The organism is Pseudoalteromonas aurantia 208 (assembly GCF_014858725.1).
In the GTDB taxonomy this organism is placed as follows: Bacteria; Pseudomonadota; Gammaproteobacteria; order Enterobacterales; family Alteromonadaceae; genus Pseudoalteromonas; species Pseudoalteromonas aurantia.
The window spans coordinates 171,924-191,687 of sequence record NZ_AQGV01000011.1 but is presented as its reverse complement, the minus strand read 5'-3'; the positions used below and the strand labels follow the sequence as shown (position 1 = coordinate 191,687).

The following is a 19,764-nucleotide window of genomic DNA, read 5'->3' as shown; positions in this document are numbered from 1 at the left end:
TAGGGTTCTCTGATCCTAACCCTTTTATATACAATTTAGTTCGACTGTTCTAGTTGCTTTAAAACATCCACAACAGCACTAAAAACGCGTTTATTGGCAAGTCCAATATTTTGATTTACTACCGAACCGTATGCGCCAAAACGTGCGACCACAAGCTGTTTAGAAGGAATAATAATCACATACTGACCACGATGACCTCGAAGAGATACGGTATCTTTTGGTAATTTAGGTAGCCAAAACTGCAAATCATTAAGCCAAAGCTGTGCACCGTAATGTTTTGATACACTAGGCGACATCATAACCTCTGAAAGCCAAGATTCAGACACAACCTGTTGATCACCCCAACGACCTTTATTGATAAATAACTCACCAATTTTTAGCCAATCATGAATGGTCAAAAACATACGAGCGCCACCTCGAAAGTTACCTGCTTCATCAAACTCTACGACGGCATTATTGATCCCTAAAGGTTTAAATAGGTATGATTGGTATAGATCATTCACCGTTTGAAAGCTTCCTCCTGAGGCTGTTTTTATTGCTGAACTAAGCAGTTGCGTGGTTCCCGTCGCATATTCAAACCGACTGCCTGGCGTATACTCTTTCCCTAATGCCGATACATATTCAACTGAGTTACCATGGTAATACCACATCGGTGCCAAGTCTTCATAACCATGAATGTCTGGCGTTTCGGTCCATTTGACGCCTGAACTCATATTAAGCAGGTTCTTAATGGTCATGCCATGCTGGCCAAAAGACACCGTTTGGTTGAGCGCTAACTTACCTTGGTCTATCAAAACGCCGGTCATTAATGCGGTGAGCGTTTTGGCCATTGACCAACTCAGTACTCGGGTGTCGCCATGATGATGGTCGTCATATTGCTCTGCGACCAGCTTTCCTTTGTGCATTACGGCAACGGCAAATGTGTTATCACTCCACGCGTAATCATATTGATTCGTCTTAAAAAACTTATCTAGCGTAAGGTTTGAATTAACCGCCTTATCAATCGGCGCACTCGGTGAAGCTTCTGGCGTATTCACATGAGCGGTTTGTGCCCGTAATTGCTCTTTTGTTAAATCAAATAACAAAGTACACCCAAAACCTTCTCTATAAACGGATGTTCGCGTTATTATTTCATTACCTATCGCGGCTGAAAGAGTAACCTCATGATTACCAGAATCGACGTGTATTTGAGTATCATCTGGTAAGATTGCCAATGCTTCTGGGATCACTCGACTTTTTATAAAATCGACGGGCTCATCCGAGATAAAATGTCGCGAGCATAATTGGTTTGCACTGTATCCTAGTAATACTTGTGGGTCCGAATTGCAGCCACTGAGTAGCGCTACACATAACCCCCCGGTTAATAAACCTGTTTTATTTTTCATAATGGTCCTGTTTTAGTTTGTTGCTTTATTAAACAAGACGAAACGTTCGACAATAAATTAGGGCAGCTAAAAGCGCTTAATATCGAAAGGGTCAGAATATCGAAAGGGTCAATGTTGTTGACAGCCAACTTATTGGCTACCTCCTTTTAGCGCCTAAGGTCATCACGTTTTGGTTTGCTCAGGTATGAAACTATAAAAAAGGTGCGTATCTGTTTATCGCACACCTTTAATCCATAAACTCCATTGATAGTATTAACACGCACTTTATTCCACACGCTTTATACTCGGCTCCATGCCACTCGTTTGGTAAAAACACAGCTTAAAATTGGCCTGTTAATATTAATGAAAACCTAGGCGCACGTTCATTGTCACGCCGCTCTTGTCTTAAAAAATCACTTTCAGTAAACAATGCTGTATGACGTGCTTTATGTACTGTGTACCTATCATTCAGTAAATTATCGCCTTTTAAACGCAGTTTTAGGTTCTTCGTCATTTGGTAATCAATAAAGGCATTTGCTGTGATTTTAGTGTCAACATTACCTTGGTAATCATAGTAATAAAATTCATAACGACTCTTATCTTCGAGTGTTAAACTTAACGATAACCCAGGTAAAATGTCATTTTGGTTGAGCTTTACACGCCATTCATTTTTACTCACTCTTTCAATCGGCCCTCGCTCTCCCGTAAAAGGGTGCACCACGTCACTCTCTCGCCATGTATAATTGGCACTGACCAAGGTATTATTTAGTCCAAGCGCTTCTAACCCAAAATTTGTTTCTAATTTAATGCCATACTCTTTAGCGCTGTCAATATTTCCGTCACCCGATCGCTTCGCTAATAACACCTCATTAATTAAATCACTGATTTTATGATAATAAGGCGTGACAGTAAGACTGCCATTGGTGTTTTGCCACTGCTTTTCAAAAGCGAATGAAAGCTCATCACGTACTTCGGGTTTTAAATCTGGGTTCGCTTCTTCTAATCGAGATTCATAGCTGTCAAACCAGGGCACAAAGTCTTTCAGTTCAAGCTGACTCACCGTACGTTGGTAATTAAAACGCATTTGATAAATCTCATTTAAATCATACCTTAAGTTCAAACGTGGCTTAAGGTAATTAAACGTGCGAGATGTATCACTTTGTGCGTTGTGTAATGTGTCGCTCACTAACAATAAGTCAGTCGCAACGTCTATGGTTGAGCGCTCATATATCAATGATGATTGCAGGTTAATCGCAGCAGACATTGCAAAATTATAATTGCTAAAGGCTTCGTAACGGGTTTCTTTAATATCATTCAATTCCGTAGAACGATAAGTAGCGCCTGATTGACGAATAAACTGTAAGTCTTCATTAAGTTCATTTATCGCGACTTCAAAACCCGAATCAAAAGTATGACGTGGATTCAATTTATAGCGCCAATTGGTGCGTAAGACATTTTCCTTTGAGGTATATATGCGCGGCAATGTGTAGTCAGGAAGCAATATATTGCCGCCTTTGGATACACTGTGCCAAATTTTATCGTCTGAGTCCGCTCGATTACTGATGAACAGTAATTTTAATTGATGATCATCATTATACTCATGGCTGATATCTCCACTAATTTCCCACTTATCTCTAGCCCAATCATAAACTAAGGCCTTATACTCTTGTGTGTTCTTCACTAAGTATTCACCGTCATTGCTGATGGTTGCGTCGACTTTAATTTCTTCGTAAATACCATTGAGCTGCATTGAGGTTTTATCAGAGTATACATATTCTAATTTGGCTGATAATTGACTTGTTGTGTAGATGTTGTCTCGCACCCGAGTATTTGTCTGTGTATGAACTTGATTAATAGAGGTAAAATACTCACTTGAACTTATTTCTGTGGGATTCACTGAATGGCTCATACCCACTCTATATTTAAAATTGTCGATACTTGCGCTATACGTCAATGACCCCCTCGAATAGGGTTTAATATCAGCCGTTTTGACCGTCCCCAATGTCCATAGAATAGAGGGTTCTATGTCTTTTTTAAGAACCACATTAATCACTAACCCGTTACTTTGTACATCTAAATCAGACCGAGTACCACGGATCAGCTCAATATAATCAACGTCCTGTGCTTGAATACTATCCAACTCTTTAGCAAGGCTATTCTCTTTTCCCGACATTCGCTTACTATTTATTAAAATTTGCTCACCCGCAGAACCAAAACCGCGATTTTCTGACGTGTCGTTCAGTGCGTTTAAAAGACTATTTGCACCCGGCGTATTTTCTAAAATATCGTATAAAGTTTGCGGGTCTAACGCCATAAAAGTACGAGCCTCATATCTGTCGATATTGGCTGCAGATTCATTTGCAGCGCTGACGTTGGAAAAACCCATCAAAGTACAAGAACCGCCAATTAAAACACAGCTTAAAATTGCTTGGCGTAGAGCCGAGCGCCTAAATAATAGAGGAGGTTGAATATCACTGTTTATCATTGTTAGTGCCCTGTCATTAAGTTCAGGGCATCTTAGCCAGTAAACCGCGCGTCAAGTAGGCACAAAAAGTAAAAACAACGCTATAAAACTTTTACAAAACTTTGCATTTTAGCTATTAAAAATAATGATATAGTCTCCATAAGTAAGCCAAAGAATTGAAAAATAATATGAATATAAAACCCTCTCTGCTTATTATCGAAGACGAGCCAAGTATACTGCGTGGTCTTACCGATCTTTTTGTATTTCATGGGTTTGACGTTAAAAGTGAAATGGATGGTAAAAAAGGGCTCACGCGCGCTTTAGCACAGAAGTACAGTTGCATTATTTTAGATGTGATGCTGCCATCGATGAATGGTTTTGAAATATGCAATGCAATCAGGCAACACTCTCAGGTACAACCTATTTTAATGTTAACTGCAAAAAATGCTGAAGAAGATATCATTAACGGCCTGACGTTAGGCGCTGATGATTATTTAGCTAAACCATTTTCTACATCCGAGTTAGTATTAAGAGTCACAGCATTAATAAGGCGCTCTGGATTATCTGGTAATGACTATACTCTCGCCATTGGTAAACATGTGCGTATTTGTACACAAAAACTAACAGGGTGCTCATATGAGCAAGAGATGCGCTATACCCGCCGAGAAGTCAGTATTTTGATTTACTTAAACCAGCAAAAATCCCCTGTATCACGCGATGAATTATTAAGAGAAGTGTGGGGATATAAATCAACTGAACATATCGATACGCGCACAGTGGATATACATATCGCTAAAATACGTAAAAAAATTGAAAGCGACCCTAAAGTACCTGAACACTTAGTGACGCTAAGAGGCGAAGGGTATCAGCTATTTAGCTGTCAGTCATAATATGAAACACCTCCTCTCAAATACCCGTTTATTAAGTTATCCGCAACGCGTAGGTCGGCTTCGCTACCTTACTGGTCTTTTTTTGCTCCTATTATTAGCCCCTATCAGCGTCGTACTTTACCAAGGGTATCATCAATTTGAGAAAGATCTTTTAACCGAATATCAAAGTAAAACAGCAAAGATAACGTCACAACTAAATCTCAAATTATTTAAACGCGTCGTATTTGATAATGCCTTAAACACACGCACCTTTGATTATTATCAGCATATTTACAATCCTGATAACAAACAAGTGAGTCGAATTAGATCCCCGCTTTCAAACCCCGAATATAATGCGCGCTATGTAGGCCTCATAGGTTACTTTCAACTAGATAAAAATGGGCAATTCAATAGCCCAGTTTGGCCTAGCACCGTCAATGGTCCCAAAGGGTTAAAAATAGAAGAGCATGATGGGCTTGAATCGAAAAAACGAAAAAGCCTCGCTTTAAAACTCTATCAAGTAACATCCAAGTCAACCGAGTTAAAAACCCTCATTAAAAACAACTTATCGGCTAACAATGAGAAGTTTCTTTTATTATCCGATGTACCAGAATACCTTGTTTTTTATCGTATTGTACTCGTGAATGGTGTCAAAAAATTACAAGGCTACGTCATCGACGTAAATGCCTATTTAAACAACCAAATTGAACGTATACTCAAAACCGTGCAATTTAAAAGTACGATCACAGTCACCGTACAGCCTAAACAAACGAGTTCGGATAGAACTTATTTCATTTATGACAGCAAATCCCATGGTCAAGCCGTCATCACCCAAACCAAATTGCTACACGCACCATTAAATCAATTGACCATCAATAGCCACGAACTACGGTGGCCTTTTAAAAGTTATCAGCTCACATATTCAACGGCAAAACTCACGCTCCCTCCTGCGGCGATATATAGCCTTGGATTAATGGCGTTGTTACTATGTGGTATTATACTGGGCAGTTTTGGCTTTTATCGTTTGGGTATCAAACAGCTTAAACTCGCAGAGCAACGTCTCAACTTTGTGTCTTCGGTAAGCCATGAACTCAAGACACCATTAACATCAATTCGTATGTATTCTGAAATGCTAAAATCAGGGATGGTGCCCTCAGAAGAGTACAAGTCTGAGTATTACGAATTCATCCACAGTGAGAGTGAACGCTTATCTCGTTTAATTGACAACATACTGCAGCTTTCAAAACTCAACCAACCACAACACAGTGTCAATGCACACTATACCAAGCTCAGTATTTTAACGGATATCATCCAGTCAAAAGTATCGTCGTTATTGCTAAACAGCCATTTTCAGCTAAACATTTCAAGTGACTTCGAAAAACCAGAAGATGTACTTTTACTCATTGACTTAGATGCATTTTCACAGGTTGTGATCAACATCACTGATAACGCAGTAAAGTTTTTTGATAGTGACACTATCGAAGATGAACAACGCAAAAAAGTCGATTTCAACTTTACAGCAGATGCCAAAGATAAAGACTATATCGTGATGGAAATTCGTGATTATGGTAACGGTATTAATGCGGAACAAGAAAGTAAAATCTTTGAATTATTTTATCGCGGAGGCAGTGAATTAACACGCTCAACCCAAGGTACAGGGATAGGGCTTGCGCTGGTCAACGAGCTTGTATTAGCACAACAAGGCACCATTGAAGTAGAGCGCATGTTGCCGGGCCTATCGATGAAAGTACGCTTTAAATGCAAGTTCCAATAGCTGATGAGTTAAAAGTTCATTGTGATACGACCTAAATGAGTTATGGACTCAGCTCTGCATGGAGCAAAAGGCATTGCTACTATAAACCGCAATTAGCGCAACGACTGAGGCTAAAGCATCGAAGGGGATCATCCGAGAGGGGTTAACTTCAACCCTCTCTGCAAGCAAAGTGATTTAAGACCTAAACAGACACCACCACTTTCCCCATGGCTTGGCCACTTGCAAGTCGAGTATGTGCCTTACCGACATCTTCTAAACTAAAATATTGTTCATCAACAATAGGCGTTAATTTACCGGCATCTACAATCTCTGCAATTTTAGCCAAAATCTCACCGTGGCGTTCACGTTTGTGATTATAAAGCATTGGGATCAGCATAAAGACAACATGTAAAGATAACCCTTTAAAATGCGCTGTCGTCAGGTCTATTTCGGCCATAGACACAGTCGTAGCAACTTGCCCATTTAATGCAGCGGCTTCAAATGAATTAAGCAGGTTCGCGCCACCAATAGAATCATACACCACATCAAAGCCTGCACCATCAGTATACGTAGCAACATAATCAGTCACTGATTCGGTTTTATAATTAATGGCCGTCCCCCCCAACTTTTTAATGAGTTCAGACTGAGCATTGCCACTGCAAGTAGCATAAACTTCACCACCAAAATAGCGCGCCAATTGTAACGCTATATGGCCTACGCCGCCAGCTCCACCATGCACCAGTATTTTATGATTTTGGCTAACGCCAGCACGTATAAGTCCTTCAAACGCGGTAATGCCGACTAACGGTATAGCGGCCGCTTCACGCATTGAAATTGTTTTAGGCTTGTGAGCAATTAATTTTGTATCAGCAAGCATATACTCCGCTAACGCTCCTTGTAAGTCTGCTAAGCCACCAGCACAACCATATACTTCATCACCAACAGAGAAACCTGTTACGCCTACCCCGACAGATTCCACGACACCAGCAAAGTCCATCCCTAATACCCCAGGTAATGCAGGTGATAAGGGGGCTAAATCCTCCCCCATTTGGCGGATCATTGTATCAACCGTATTCACACTCGTTGCGGCCACTTTTATTACCACGTGCCCAGCTGTCGCTTCTGGCTTTATTAATTCAGACGCTGTAAATACTTCAGTACCGCCAAACGCGTTAATTGTCATTGCTTTCATTATTTTTTCCTCTGTATTGGATTGGGTAAAGTATATTTACAAAACATCTTCTTGATAATACACTCACAATATTAATCAGTTTTTACTTTTTATTAATAATGGGGTATCGACAGTGAATAATGAACACTTAAGGCTTTTTGTGAGAATTGCGGTGACTCACAACATCAGTATGGCGGGCAACGAGATGGGGTTATCTGCACCTGTTGCAAGTATGCATATCAATAAGCTTGAAGAAGCATTAGGTGTAAAGCTGATACATAGAACCACCCGTAAAGTGTCTTTAACTGAAGAAGGGCGTGAGTTTTTGCCTCATGCTGAAGCAGTATTGAATGCTGTTGATAGTGCGAAAGCGTCTGTTGGTGCAGGCAGTTTCATCCCGCAGGGTACCATCAGAGTTGCGGCGCCATCATCCTTTGCACGAATGCATATAGTCCCCACATTAAAAGACTTTGTAAAACAATATCCAGAGTTAAAAATTGATTTACGCCAAAGTGATAGCATCGTTGATATGGTTGAAGGCGGTTTTGATATTGCCATCAGAAATGCGGCATTGAATGACTCGACCTTAGTCGCACGAAAGCTCACTCGCGATCATCGTATTGTGTGTGCATCGCCGGATTATATTAAAGAATATGGTGAACCCAAGACACCTCAAGACCTACTAAATCATCAATGTATTAACCTGATAGGCATTGACAGTTGGCTTTTTAATACACCTGACGGACTCAAAAAAATCAAACCCAAAGGCGCAATACGCATTGATAATGGTGAATCAACCAGAGATGCTTGTATGAACGGCGCAGGCTTAACTTTATGCTCTATTTGGTGCGCTTATAAAGCACTTAAAACAGGGGAACTTGTGCAAGTATTAAAAGAGTACCCAGTAGAGTCTGACACCGCTATTTGGGCTGTGTACCCAAGTTCACGCTTGTTGGCCCCTAAAGTCCGAGCATTTATTGATTACTTTAAAGCATATTATGGTGACATACCTTACTGGGAAGCATGAAAGCCTAAAAAGCAGACCTCTGTAAAGAAGCCTGCTTTTCATCACGACCTATCAGGTTTTACTGTCAAGATCCAGCCGCTTAATTGTGTCTTTATGTGCCGGAAATTCATTTATCAATGAATGGTTCTCTCCTAACATAGTAACGCCTTAATGACATAAGATTGAATACAAAGCACTCAAGTTAACGTGAATTTACGTAACATGTATAATCATTACTGCATACTCAGATTAGCACACGGGTTTGTCGCGGATAATGCCATTTTTGATGAAAATACTTTATAGAAAATATTAATAATGACATAAAGATAGTGTGCTCTATGCCATTATTGTCGTCACCTCTAGAGCTCTGGATTTTTTGCTGTCCACGCTTTATCTAGCGCCATTAAGTTTTCGTTATGATCTAACTTCATCAATTCCTCTAAACGTTCATGATGCTTTTGATATAACACTATGTACTTTTCTTCTTCGCACCGCAGTTTGTATAGTTCCGGCATCATTTCAACGTCTTTCTTATAAAAAATTTGCTTAAGGCGATGTACTTCATATGGATCAACACCAAGCTGTTTCATGGCTGCTTGTCCCATATTTAAAGCCGTGCCTAATGTCTCGCGATAGATATGTTCAATTTCTAAGTCCATAAATTCAAATGCGGCTTCTCGATCATGGGCGTTAACGACTATTTTTAACTGCGGATAATGTTTTTTTGCCAGCGCAACAAGTTGTTTTGCGGACTCAGTATCACCTAATGTAATCACCAGTAATTCTGCCGTTGCAGCCCCTGCCGACTCCAACAAATCAAGCCTTGTGGCATCACCATAATATACCTCAAAACCTAACTTTCTCAGTAGACTGACATTATTAGCATCATGGTCGAGGATGACAGGCTTTATACCCGCTGATATTAAAAACCTTCCTATATCAGTGCCTAAGCGACCAAATCCAGCTAAGATAACTTTATGATCCCCTTTTTCAATAACGTCTTTCGATGCTTCTACTGGCTTCTTATTTGGTTTGTGAGACATTTTTTCATGAATAACAAACATAACAGGCGCCAAAAACATAGAAATAGCCACTGCTGAAATCAAAGGCTCAATAACCTCAATAGATAGCACACCACTTGTTTTAGTCAGTTGAAACAACACAAAGGCAAATTCGCCTCCTTGTGCCAATGCAATAGCAAACAGCGGTCGCTCTTGCTTACTAATTTTAAATACAACACTCACGAGCAATAATACCAATCCTTTTATGGCAATTAGCCCACAAGTTAAACCCAGTATTAATAAAAAACTGTCACTGATCAGTGTAAAGTTAAGGCTCGCACCAATTGAAATGAAGAATATACCCAATAATAAGCCCTTAAATGGCTCGATGTCGCTTTCTAATTCATGGCGAAACTCACTGTCCGCAAGTACCACCCCAGCCAAGAATGCACCTAGTGCGGGTGATAATCCGACCGTCATCATCAGAAGCGACGTCCCTATAACCAATCCTAACGCCGCAGCGACGAAGATTTCTCTTACACCCGTGTTGGCAATGGTTCTAAAAATTGGCCGACAGGCAAACTTACCCGTCATAAGCACGAATACAATAGCCGAAATAGTCACCAATATTTGTATGTAATTAGGTAGTGTACTGATATCAAATAGCACCGAATCATGGTGAGCACCACCAGATATCGTGAGCGTGGCAAGCAAAGGTAGAATGGCTAGCATGGGGATTACGGCCAAGTCTTGAAATAACAACACCGCAAATACTGACTGACCAGCCTCAGTTTTCATTTTGCCTTTCTCTTGCAAGGTTTGCAGTACAATCGCTGTTGAAGACAATGATAAAATAAGGCCTATGGCGAGTGCTTGTTGCCAAGGTAGAAAAACAACAGCGACACCCCAAATGAACACGCTGCTGATCAGCACCTGTGCCCCACCAAAACCTAAAATCGGTGTTCTAAGCTGCCATAACAGCGAGGGTTTGAGTTCAAGCCCAACCAAAAATAACATCATTACCACACCAAACTCAGTGAAGTGCATGATTGCTTCAACATCATGAATTAACGCAGCACCAAAAGGCCCAATGACAATACCCGCCATCAGATAGCCCAGCACAGAGCCAAGTCCGAGCTTCTTTGCAATCGGCACTGATATAGCCGCGGCCGCCAAAAAGATAAACAACTGCAGTAAAAACGCTTCCATACTATTCGCTCCTACTGACTAAATGGTTGTTATTCAAAGTCTCTTGCTGTGTTAGCACCTCTAAATCGAGTAACGAATCTCGTAAAGCAATGAGTGTGCGCTTATACTCTGCTGAATAACTTTGTATTTCTTCTGGTTCTAAGCCCTGATGCACACCAGTCACCACAAAAGGTGGTAGCCAAGTTAAACGGCATAATTTGGCGGTTGCTCTATAGGGTGCTGTAAGCTCTTTTAAAGTGAATTCGTTGTAACCGTCTTTTTGATAGTTACTCGCATCGCCACCGGTGGTGATCGCCTGAAAAAACACTTTACCTGCCAATGCTTTTCCTTCAGTGCCATATGCCCATCCATGCTCCAGCACCAAGTCTAACCACTCTTTCATAATTGCGGGTGTTGAATACCAATAAAAAGGGTGCTGAAAAATAATAATGTCATGCGCTTCACATAAGGCTTGCTCTCGTTTTATATCGATCATGAAATCTGGATAGTTGGCATACAGGTCATTCACCGTTACATGCTCAATGTTTTCAACTGCATTGCGCAATGCGATATTAATATTTGACCGCGACTTTGCAGGATGAGCAAAATTTATCAGAATTTTCTTCATGGCTCTTCTTTCCTCTCAACGTACACCTATTTGCAAGTTGCGGTTATTTTTAACCCAATGAATGGATAATACGCTCAATTGTTTGTGTAATTTTAGTTATTTTAGTTGAGTTAAGCGCATCTTGATGAGGCGATGTAAACTGGCCCATGTCATTATCGTAATAAAGTCCAGACGCATCAGAGAACTCTTCCGATAACGCCGCTTTCACCAATATATCGGCGCCTATTTGCAAGTTTCCGCCCGTCACACCATACGCTTGTTCAACCATTTTACTGCCTAAAAAAGACTTCGGATTAATTGCGACAATAACCGGGCCATTTTCTCCAAGCGACATAGCTAACTGACGCGTCCACATAGTCAAAGCCAGTTTACTTTTCGCGTAAACAGCACTATCTGATAATGAACTTGGTGTGCATAACTCCTCAGCAGAAAGAGAGGACTGCGCCGCTGAGGATACATTAATGACACGCCCAGTGTTATCAAGCAGTGCCAAAAGAGCGTGTGTCAGGATGTAAGGTGCAATGGTATTCACCATAAAACGAACGTCAAGCCCATCGGGAGACACTTTTTCAGGGACAATAAACACCCCCGCATTATTAATCACCGTATCGAGCCTTTGATGTTCTTGTTTTATTTTAACAATAAACGCTTGCACATCACGTATACTCGATAAATCAGCTTGATACGTAAAAATATCCTCTGCTTTAGTAAATTCACTCAGTAGCTTTGTTGCATCTGTAAGCTTTGAACAACTGCGACCATGCAGCAGTACCCTATGTCCCAACTTCACAAGTGATTTAGCTGTTGCTAAACCAATCCCGTCGGTAGAGCCTGTTATTAGAATTGTTTTTTTCATTATCGAATTCCTCAAGTGCATTACTTATCAATCTGTAATTAATAAATATAGGGGCTCATCGCCCCTATATTTTAATTAACCTCTACCAACTAATCTAAGAATACTCTCCTCACCTGATCGGTATCGCCATATTCTTTGATAGCGTCAATTTTTCCGTCAGAAATCGTGAATAAATAGTGATAAAGGTTATTGTAATCGCGACCATTTTTTAGCTTAGCTGAAGATTCAACTTCGACCGCAACGCGCCCACCTGCAATCGTCCACGCCGTGGGGTCATATTTAAACGGCCTCCAACTTGTGCTCGAACACTTTGCATCAGTCCAGTAATTCCCGCTTTATCCATTTCTCCAGAGACAGGTAAACCACCTTGCTGTCCCATCATTTTCCAAACAACTTGGTCATCAAGCAGTGCCAGTAAGCCTTCAATGTCTGAGTTAACAAATCGCATAAAAAAGTCACTAACCAGCTGCTGGTGAGTCTGTCTATGCATTATTTTATGTCCTGAACATTCATCACTAACTCGTTCCAGTTACGCTGGTTTTCCATGTCATGCTCCAATCCTTGTTCATCAGCTATGCTAAAACGCTTAACCGCAGGGGTTTTACTAGTGGCTTGGTAAAGCCAGTATGCTTCTGCTTTTAGCGCTTCATCAATGGGTTTATCAATAGACTCATACACCGCTTGTTTACAAGCATTGATAGATTCAGCTGGAAATTTAGCGATACGTTTCGCAAGCGTATCAACATATTCACCAATTTGATCTGGCTCAAGTGCTTTATTGATGGTGCCATAAGCTTCTGCCTCATCAGCATCAAAATCACGGGCACTTAAAATAATCTCTAATGCGCGACCCAAGCCAGTTTGACGTGCCATGCGTGATGCACCACCTCCACATGGCAAAATACCCATGCCCACTTCCATCTGCATAAATTTAAACTTGCCACGTGCGGCAAAACGCATATCTAATGCAAGCGCTAATTCATGACCACCACCGCGAGCAAAACCTTCAAGCTTAGCAATGGTTGCTTGAGGTACTTTACTGATCCGCTCACATACAGACTGTAAATCTAAAAGCGCCACTTCGTCGCGAGATACGGCCTCAGTCGACATATCCTTTAATAATTCAGTATCATAATGACAAACCCACACTTCAGGGTTAGCTGATTGAAAAACCACGACTTTGGTATTGCGGTCACGCTCTAATCGCATTGCCAAACTATTTAAGTCTGCAAGCATTTCCTGACCTTGTACATTGACAGTACCAAAATCGAAAGTCACCGTAAGAACGCCGTCTCGTTGTTGTGTTTTAAATGTCTGAAAACCTGAATACTTCATAATATACTCTCCAACCAATCTATTGTTCTAAGAGCTTAGTATCGTTATGTTTACTCAAGCTCACGTAGGGGGAAGTGTGCAATTTGCAGTGATAAGCTCACTCTCAATTTGCTATAAGCCATACTAGAGCACTTACATTTACTTGATAATGCCAGTAATTAAATAATCAGTTTTAATATTTATTAAATAATAAAATCTAGATAACCTCAGGTTTGGATAAGGGTTTTGGAATAGAAAGTGTTTTGAAAACAAACTTACGTACAATCCAATGATGATATTTTGCTCAATATCAAGGCGCTTTTATGCAGTAATAGCGGGCTATTACAAATAAAAGCAACGACGAGAGTGACAAAAATAGCTTTATTGGGCAAATTCGCTTATCCAGAGCTGAGGTTAGATAAGACCCAATCGCTAACCCGAACAAGACACAGCTGCCAACCAATAAAGGGCTACTGAGCAGGTGGCTGTTGATCATCAAAAAGCACAAATACACGCGTCACTGAACCAAGATCCTGAACTAGGTCAGCAAGGTGACATGGTACCGCTGTGATTGTGCAAAGCTTCAGACCTAAGTTAGAAACAAATTAATAATGGAGCTGTTTTTATAAACAAACTCTGATCTACATCAGGAGGGCCAAAATCAGGACTAGAACATCACCAACAATATAAGCTAATATATTGTTTAATATAACTTTAATCAGCAATTCAATTACAAAGGAACGGTATGAACAAATATTATCTTATATTAGCTATGACAAGCACTTTTAGCTATGCAACCCCTCAATATATTGACCTCAAAGAAGATACGTCACTAAATGGGCAACTAGACCCATCATACACACTATCAAGTTCTGAACTATTGCGTATGCAAGGTGACTTCATACTCAAATCTGACAGTGAAGTGTCAAAAGGACAATATCAACATAATGATAATGTGATCGAGTTCACATCAACAAATGGGAATACCAAAAAACATTACCTCGGAAAACGCGTGATTGATGGGCTTTATAAAGGGACTTGGTACAGTAACGCTCTTGAGTCTGGCGACTTTGAACTTGCACTGCAATCGAATACTGGGTTGCATGGTCAATCATGTGACGACGTAAAAATTAAAGACCCATCTTCTCAATCTGGTATTCATGCTATTGAACTGACCGTTGATGGTAATCCAACGACAGCCAATGTGTATTGCAACATGGATATAGATCAAGGTGGCTGGACGCTAGTAAACACCCGAGAGAAAAATGGCCGCGAGTCGCATGCCCGTACTCAAGAACTAACGGATCCTAATGTTCAAAAAAACCATTATATTGATGCAGCAACGTGGCAAGCGCTCAAAACAAACGCAACACAGATCATGGTCACCGATGGCAATAATGACAATTATGTTGTGTTTGACTTTACACAGTTAGATACTGCTAATTGTCAGGTTTTAGTTGATGACCTTGTAAATACGCCTGTATTTCATGCTGAACCAGGGTGCACCTACAAAGGCTCTGACTATACCTATTTGAGTAACCCAAGTAACGGGATTTACTTCACAACCGTGTCAATTTACAATTTAGACTTTAAGCCTTCGAATCGCAATGGTAACTATGGCACGCTAAGCAGTGGCAAAATGTATTACTCTCCATTGAATATACAAATTTACATCCGATAAAAACGCAACGGGCTAAAACAAAAACCGTGGTTTTAGTCAATAAAGGTTGTCATTATTTGCCAACCTTTTTATTCCCACTGTTAATTAATCTACAAATATCTCATTATTGCTTATTGCCAACAAGTACCGCTCGTAAAGCAAAATCAGCTTATGCACTGACGCTCAATTTAATGCGTTTACTTTGTTTAAAAATGTAGCGCTTTGATAAACACTTTCGTACAGAAACCAACCGTAAATTCGCTATATGATAAGAGTATTAAAACGACATATTAAGGACGTTTCGTATGACCACATGCCTATTTCGAATCAGAACAAACTTGGTAATACCTACACTGTTAATTGCACTACTGAGTGCATGTGGTGGCAGCAACGAAAAAGCCATTGAAATTAAACCCGCCAAGATGGACCAAACAGTTGAGCAGTATGCAATAGAGCAAAACTTTAGTGGCGCGATACTGATTGTTGAAAATGAACAGGTATTATTCAGTAAAGGCTTTAATAAAGTTAACCGAAACGATACAAAACTGATTGATGCAGATACCGTTTTCAGGCTGGCTTCAATCTCTAAGCAGTTCACTGCTACGGGCATTATGATATTACAGGAGCATGGGTTACTTAGTATTCAAGATACTCTTAATGTGTACCTACCTGATTTCCCCAACGGGGATAAAATACGTATTAAGCATCTACTGCAACACAGCGCAGGGCTAGCTAATTTTACTGCGCTAAGTACGTTTAAAGATATTAAAAACACACCGCATACTCCTGAGCAACTAATCGCCTTATTTAAAGGCAGAGCACTTGAATTTAACCCTGGCTCCCAATATAAATACTCAAATTCAGGTTATATTGTATTGGGGCACTTAATTGAAAAGGTCAGTGGTATGACCTATCAAGACTTTATAAACACAGAGATATTCCATCCCTTGGAAATGGCACAGAGTGGCTATGGTAAAGATGAGTTAGGACAGAATAATATTGCTCAAGGCTACCTCCCAAGTGGTGCAAATATAACAAAATTGAGCATGACCGTACCCTTCGCCGCAGGCGCATTGGTTTCAAGTGCTAACGATTTACACAAGTGGGATCAATCATTCTACAACAACACCCTACTGAACAACGCAAGCCAAAAAGCCATGTTCACTCCAGAGCTTGGCAGCGCTGGTCTTGGTTGGTTTATTACCCAATCTAATGGCGAATTACGATACGTACACTCTGGCGGAATAGACGGGTTTAGTACCTACATCGCCCGCTACCCAGAAAGTAAAAAACTCATTGTGGTGTTATCCAATGTACAAAACTTCCCCGCAGCAAAATTTAGTAACCAACTCAATAAAATAATCACTAACAAGTAAACAACACAAGCAAAAGGGTCAGAGCTTGACCCCTTTGGTTCTTAAGTAACCTCAGGTTTGGATAAGGGTTTTGGAATAGAAAATGTTTTGTAAACAAACTTACGTACAATCCAATGATGATATTTTGTTCAATATCAAGGCGCTTTTATGCAGTAATAGCGGGCTATTACAAATGAAAGCAACGCCGAGAGTGAGAAAAATAGCTTTATTGGGCAAATTCGCTTATCCAGAGCTGAGGTTAAGTAATAGCTATTCCAAAGTTACCTTCATTGCCATACCTGTGCGTTGCCCGACAACACTAATAAACCTATACCCTTGAGCAGGATTATTCACACTCACCAGCTCGGTATTATTATCGCTAAAGCCACGTTGATCGTAGTTACTTATTGTCGCCCAAGTTGAGGCTTTATAATAAACATCACCATCACCTGTGCCATGATCGGTTTCAATTGTTAATGTTGAAATACCAGCCGGCACATAGATGAAATAGTATTGAATATCCGCATCACGACTGCCATTAGGTAAACAAATCGTATTACCGCTGGTTAAACTGGACCCGGTTGTTGGCCCCGCCGTTGCGCATGCATTGTCAATTCTCCCCCCTGTCGGGCTTCCAGTTATTGTAACGGTTGCTGCATCTGACGCAATTGCACCTTGGTTATCAGTCACAGTTAATGTTGCGGTATAGGTACCAGCTGTTGTGTAGCGATAGCTTGGATTGGCACTTGAGCTAGCTGCACTACCGTCACCAAAATCCCAACTGTAAGAAGCGATATTGCCATCTGAGTCATAAGAATTTGCACTACTGAAGTTAATTGCTGCATTAGCTACTGCGCTATAAGGGCCGTTAGCTTCTGCGATAGGTGCTGAATTAGATGACCCCGAACCAGTGCGAATATGAATATAACTGGTGTTATTTTGTTCATCCCACTCTGAGACTTGATTAGCATTGTCAATGATCACCCCAAGGTAGTAATTGGTATTGGGTTGTAAATTGTTTGGAATGACAATGCTCTTTTTAACCTCGTCTGGCACCCTGCGCGAAACAGACACTGTGTCGGTTGTAATTAACGTATCGGTATTGGTAATGGTTGCATTAGTAGAAATATAATAGCCAAGCTGAACATTTTGAGAATGGCTACCGCTGTTTTCTAAAGTCAGCTCCATTTGAACTTGCTGGCCAAGTTCAACGTTATGGCGCATTTCACAGTAATCTCTGGTGCAGCTAGACTCCACTTTAGTTGAACTTAATTCAGTGCCAGTGCTGTCGAGTAATCGATTACGGCCATGTGAACTGTACTCCCCTGATGACCCAGTTCGCCGCCAAGCCGATACCGAAACATCTTGTCGAGTCGAGCTACCATACAGCGTGATTAAGCCATTCGCGGCGTCTTCACCTACATAGGATCGTAACGAATTTTCTCCGCTCGTATGCACATGGGTGTAATCTGTTCCCATAATATTATAGTAGCGATTTTCATGAGCAAGCCCGAGTGTATGACCTATTTCATGTATCGCGGTGGTTTCGAATAATCGACGTTCTAGACCATAGCCGCGATAAGATGTTTTTTCATCCATCTTGTCATTGTAACCACCGTTAGGAATATTGTTGTGAAAAACAATGTCAGTTTCAACCGTGTTACCACAGCTGTTTGTTATGGTATATGCCACAGCGGAAGTCCCTGTACTCCACCAAATTTCACTTTCACCATTATTGGTTCCAACACTGTTATCGTCGTCAGTTCGTACATAAATAGTAAAGTTGGCAGGCGTATCATTCACTCGATTCATTGCTTGTTGAAATGACGTTTTCCATTTTGCAAAAGCGCCTGCAAATCCCGTTGGATTAGCGTTAAAAGTCATACTACTTTGATTCCGCCACTTTTTATTCACGTTACAAGCGGGATCTATTAAAAACTTATGTGCCGAGGCACTGCTACTTACTAGAGTAAGGACAAATGCAGTCGTGAGTCTGGTTTTAAATTTATTACCTTTCATGTGTATTTCTCATAGTTGTTTAATGGCTATAAACGCATGGTTATTGTTGAGTGTAAGGTGAGCTAACAGTCAGTACTGGATTACCCTTATTTCGTTTCACTTGCGCTTCTTCCCATTTGTCATGCCGACTACCATGAGATATGTTTTTCTTTACTAATGCTTCACTTGGAGCAACTAGCTCCACAGGTGCTTTACTTGCTTGTGTTAAGCCTATATATGCTTTAAAAGTGATGTTTTTATCAACGTTTTTTACAGTATTACGTTTAAATGAATCCCCTCTTTGAGATAGCACCTGCTTATCTATATTTCTCAGTTTTGTAATGAAATTACCAATATTCGACGTAGTGTTAGCTTGCCTATTATCTCGATTTTTTAGCCCATTAGCTGACATATAATCAACACTGCCATGCTCATCTACAATCACCGCTTGACCATTAGCCGCTATAACGTTCCCTTGTTCAAGTAAAAAACGCCCTAGTTCACACTGCACAAAATCACAGCCTGTATCAGTGCTTTGCTGCACTAATAATATAGACTGTTCACCGAGTTTAATTTGAGGGGAGTTTGAGGCAGATAAAGTATTACCATTTGCAAAGGTACCACCAACAAACTTTAAAGTGATGGTACTTTCAAAATATTGCCCGCTAATCACTTCTTCAATATCATAGGTGACAAAAGTATAGGGGATGCCTTCTACAGACAGACCTTCAGTTATTTCAGTGGATGTTCCTCTAAAAATAAGCTCAGAATCTGCCACTAAAGTTTCAATTACTTTATTATGTCCATTGTTACTCACAAACGTGCCAGCAAGCGCTGAAGTCGTGGTTATCAGCAACGGTATTATTAGAATACTACATCGGGTTAGATTGACTATGTTCATTATTATCTTCCTTATGTGATGATGAGTTTCGGCAATACTGTCTAGAATTTTTCAGTAGTTTTAATACTTAAAATTAAATGCAGATAGAATTTCCAGTTTGCTTGTAGGCTGAATAGCACCAAGCAACATTAAATATTGTATACAATATGTACTTTTCCAATCTTTAAGTTGCATTTTTTATACGTATTGGTTACAAGTAAGTTAAATTTTGTATTGGCTGTTTTTTGAATACACGC

General features: G+C 40.4%; 15 protein-coding genes. 5 read left to right on the top strand and 10 right to left on the bottom strand.

Annotated features, from left to right (window positions below; translation table 11 throughout):
- Positions 1-35: 35 nt before the first annotated feature.
- The gene (locus PAUR_RS03435; RefSeq protein ID WP_192506419.1) at positions 36-1,385 is read right to left on the bottom strand and encodes a serine hydrolase domain-containing protein; all 1,350 of its coding nucleotides are present in this window, start codon (positions 1,383-1,385) and stop codon (positions 36-38) included.
- A gap of 319 nt (positions 1,386-1,704) precedes the next feature.
- Entirely contained in the window at positions 1,705-3,849 is a 2,145-nt protein-coding gene (locus PAUR_RS03430) for a TonB-dependent receptor plug domain-containing protein (RefSeq protein ID WP_192506418.1), read from the bottom strand.
- Positions 3,850-4,016: 167 nt separating this feature from the next.
- Between PAUR_RS03430 and PAUR_RS03425 the strand changes: the two genes are divergently transcribed.
- Together PAUR_RS03425 and PAUR_RS03420 are read left to right on the top strand one after the other, a co-directional pair.
- A complete protein-coding gene (locus PAUR_RS03425; RefSeq protein ID WP_192506417.1) occupies positions 4,017-4,718 on the top strand; it encodes a response regulator transcription factor in 702 nt (233 codons plus the stop codon).
- A gap of 1 nt (position 4,719) precedes the next feature.
- A complete protein-coding gene (locus PAUR_RS03420) occupies positions 4,720-6,471 on the top strand; it encodes a sensor histidine kinase (RefSeq protein WP_192506416.1) in 1,752 nt (583 codons plus the stop codon).
- Positions 6,472-6,652: 181 nt separating this feature from the next.
- Here the strand turns inward: PAUR_RS03420 and PAUR_RS03415 are convergent, their stop codons facing one another.
- On the bottom strand, positions 6,653-7,642 hold the full coding sequence (locus tag PAUR_RS03415) for a zinc-dependent alcohol dehydrogenase family protein (protein WP_192506415.1): 990 nt from the start codon (positions 7,640-7,642) through the stop codon (positions 6,653-6,655).
- A gap of 112 nt (positions 7,643-7,754) precedes the next feature.
- Between PAUR_RS03415 and PAUR_RS03410 the strand changes: the two genes are divergently transcribed.
- Positions 7,755-8,648 carry a LysR family transcriptional regulator gene (locus tag PAUR_RS03410; RefSeq protein WP_192506414.1) on the top strand — a complete coding sequence of 298 codons (894 nt, stop codon included), beginning with the start codon at positions 7,755-7,757 and terminating at the stop codon, positions 8,646-8,648.
- Between the two features lie 338 nt (positions 8,649-8,986).
- Here the strand turns inward: PAUR_RS03410 and PAUR_RS03405 are convergent, their stop codons facing one another.
- The 5 genes from PAUR_RS03405 to PAUR_RS03385 form a co-directional block, all read right to left on the bottom strand.
- Positions 8,987-10,837 (bottom strand): monovalent cation:proton antiporter-2 (CPA2) family protein, encoded by a 1,851-nt coding sequence (locus tag PAUR_RS03405; RefSeq protein WP_192506413.1) that lies wholly within the window; start codon positions 10,835-10,837, stop codon positions 8,987-8,989.
- A gap of 1 nt (position 10,838) precedes the next feature.
- The gene (locus tag PAUR_RS03400) at positions 10,839-11,444 is read right to left on the bottom strand and encodes an NAD(P)H-dependent oxidoreductase (RefSeq protein WP_192506412.1); all 606 of its coding nucleotides are present in this window, start codon (positions 11,442-11,444) and stop codon (positions 10,839-10,841) included.
- Between the two features lie 49 nt (positions 11,445-11,493).
- On the bottom strand, positions 11,494-12,300 hold the full coding sequence (locus PAUR_RS03395; protein ID WP_192506411.1) for an SDR family NAD(P)-dependent oxidoreductase: 807 nt from the start codon (positions 12,298-12,300) through the stop codon (positions 11,494-11,496).
- Positions 12,301-12,508: 208 nt separating this feature from the next.
- Positions 12,509-12,790, bottom strand: a complete 282-nt coding sequence (locus tag PAUR_RS03390) for a nuclear transport factor 2 family protein (RefSeq protein ID WP_192506410.1) — start codon at positions 12,788-12,790, stop codon at positions 12,509-12,511.
- On the bottom strand, positions 12,790-13,635 hold the full coding sequence (locus PAUR_RS03385; RefSeq protein WP_192506409.1) for an enoyl-CoA hydratase/isomerase family protein: 846 nt from the start codon (positions 13,633-13,635) through the stop codon (positions 12,790-12,792). Before PAUR_RS03385 ends, PAUR_RS03390 begins: the two co-directional genes overlap by 1 nt.
- A gap of 724 nt (positions 13,636-14,359) precedes the next feature.
- On the opposite strand from PAUR_RS03385, the gene PAUR_RS03380 reads away from it, so the two are divergent.
- Positions 14,360-15,295 carry a fibrinogen-like YCDxxxxGGGW domain-containing protein gene (locus tag PAUR_RS03380; RefSeq protein ID WP_192506408.1) on the top strand — a complete coding sequence of 312 codons (936 nt, stop codon included), beginning with the start codon at positions 14,360-14,362 and terminating at the stop codon, positions 15,293-15,295.
- 284 nt (positions 15,296-15,579) lie between these two features.
- Positions 15,580-16,650, top strand: coding sequence for a serine hydrolase domain-containing protein (locus PAUR_RS03375; protein ID WP_192506407.1), 1,071 nt, complete (start codon positions 15,580-15,582; stop codon positions 16,648-16,650).
- Positions 16,651-16,899: 249 nt separating this feature from the next.
- Here the strand turns inward: PAUR_RS03375 and PAUR_RS23890 are convergent, their stop codons facing one another.
- Both PAUR_RS23890 and PAUR_RS03365 read right to left on the bottom strand, forming a co-directional pair.
- A complete protein-coding gene (locus PAUR_RS23890) occupies positions 16,900-18,648 on the bottom strand; it encodes a PKD domain-containing protein (protein ID WP_192506406.1) in 1,749 nt (582 codons plus the stop codon).
- 40 nt (positions 18,649-18,688) lie between these two features.
- Positions 18,689-19,528, bottom strand: a complete 840-nt coding sequence (locus PAUR_RS03365) for a hypothetical protein (RefSeq protein ID WP_192506405.1) — start codon at positions 19,526-19,528, stop codon at positions 18,689-18,691.
- Positions 19,529-19,764: the final 236 nt, after the last annotated feature.

What these genes read in the sequence shown, in the direction of transcription:
- PAUR_RS03390 (WP_192506410.1), bottom strand. Translation starts at nt 12,790, where the DNA reads ATGCATAGACAGACTCACCAGCAGCTGGTTAGTGACTTTTTTATGCGA.
- PAUR_RS03395 (WP_192506411.1), bottom strand. Translation starts at nt 12,300, where the DNA reads ATGAAAAAAACAATTCTAATAACAGGCTCTACCGACGGGATTGGTTTA.
- PAUR_RS03425 (WP_192506417.1), top strand. Translation starts at nt 4,017, where the DNA reads ATGAATATAAAACCCTCTCTGCTTATTATCGAAGACGAGCCAAGTATA.
- PAUR_RS23890 (WP_192506406.1), bottom strand. Translation starts at nt 18,648, where the DNA reads ATGAAAGGTAATAAATTTAAAACCAGACTCACGACTGCATTTGTCCTT.
- PAUR_RS03405 (WP_192506413.1), bottom strand. Translation starts at nt 10,837, where the DNA reads ATGGAAGCGTTTTTACTGCAGTTGTTTATCTTTTTGGCGGCCGCGGCT.
- PAUR_RS03375 (WP_192506407.1), top strand. Translation starts at nt 15,580, where the DNA reads ATGACCACATGCCTATTTCGAATCAGAACAAACTTGGTAATACCTACA.
- PAUR_RS03420 (WP_192506416.1), top strand. Translation starts at nt 4,720, where the DNA reads ATGAAACACCTCCTCTCAAATACCCGTTTATTAAGTTATCCGCAACGC.
- PAUR_RS03365 (WP_192506405.1), bottom strand. Translation starts at nt 19,528, where the DNA reads ATGAACATAGTCAATCTAACCCGATGTAGTATTCTAATAATACCGTTG.
- PAUR_RS03430 (WP_192506418.1), bottom strand. Translation starts at nt 3,849, where the DNA reads ATGATAAACAGTGATATTCAACCTCCTCTATTATTTAGGCGCTCGGCT.
- PAUR_RS03400 (WP_192506412.1), bottom strand. Translation starts at nt 11,444, where the DNA reads ATGAAGAAAATTCTGATAAATTTTGCTCATCCTGCAAAGTCGCGGTCA.
- PAUR_RS03435 (WP_192506419.1), bottom strand. Translation starts at nt 1,385, where the DNA reads ATGAAAAATAAAACAGGTTTATTAACCGGGGGGTTATGTGTAGCGCTA.
- PAUR_RS03380 (WP_192506408.1), top strand. Translation starts at nt 14,360, where the DNA reads ATGAACAAATATTATCTTATATTAGCTATGACAAGCACTTTTAGCTAT.
- PAUR_RS03385 (WP_192506409.1), bottom strand. Translation starts at nt 13,635, where the DNA reads ATGAAGTATTCAGGTTTTCAGACATTTAAAACACAACAACGAGACGGC.
- PAUR_RS03415 (WP_192506415.1), bottom strand. Translation starts at nt 7,642, where the DNA reads ATGAAAGCAATGACAATTAACGCGTTTGGCGGTACTGAAGTATTTACA.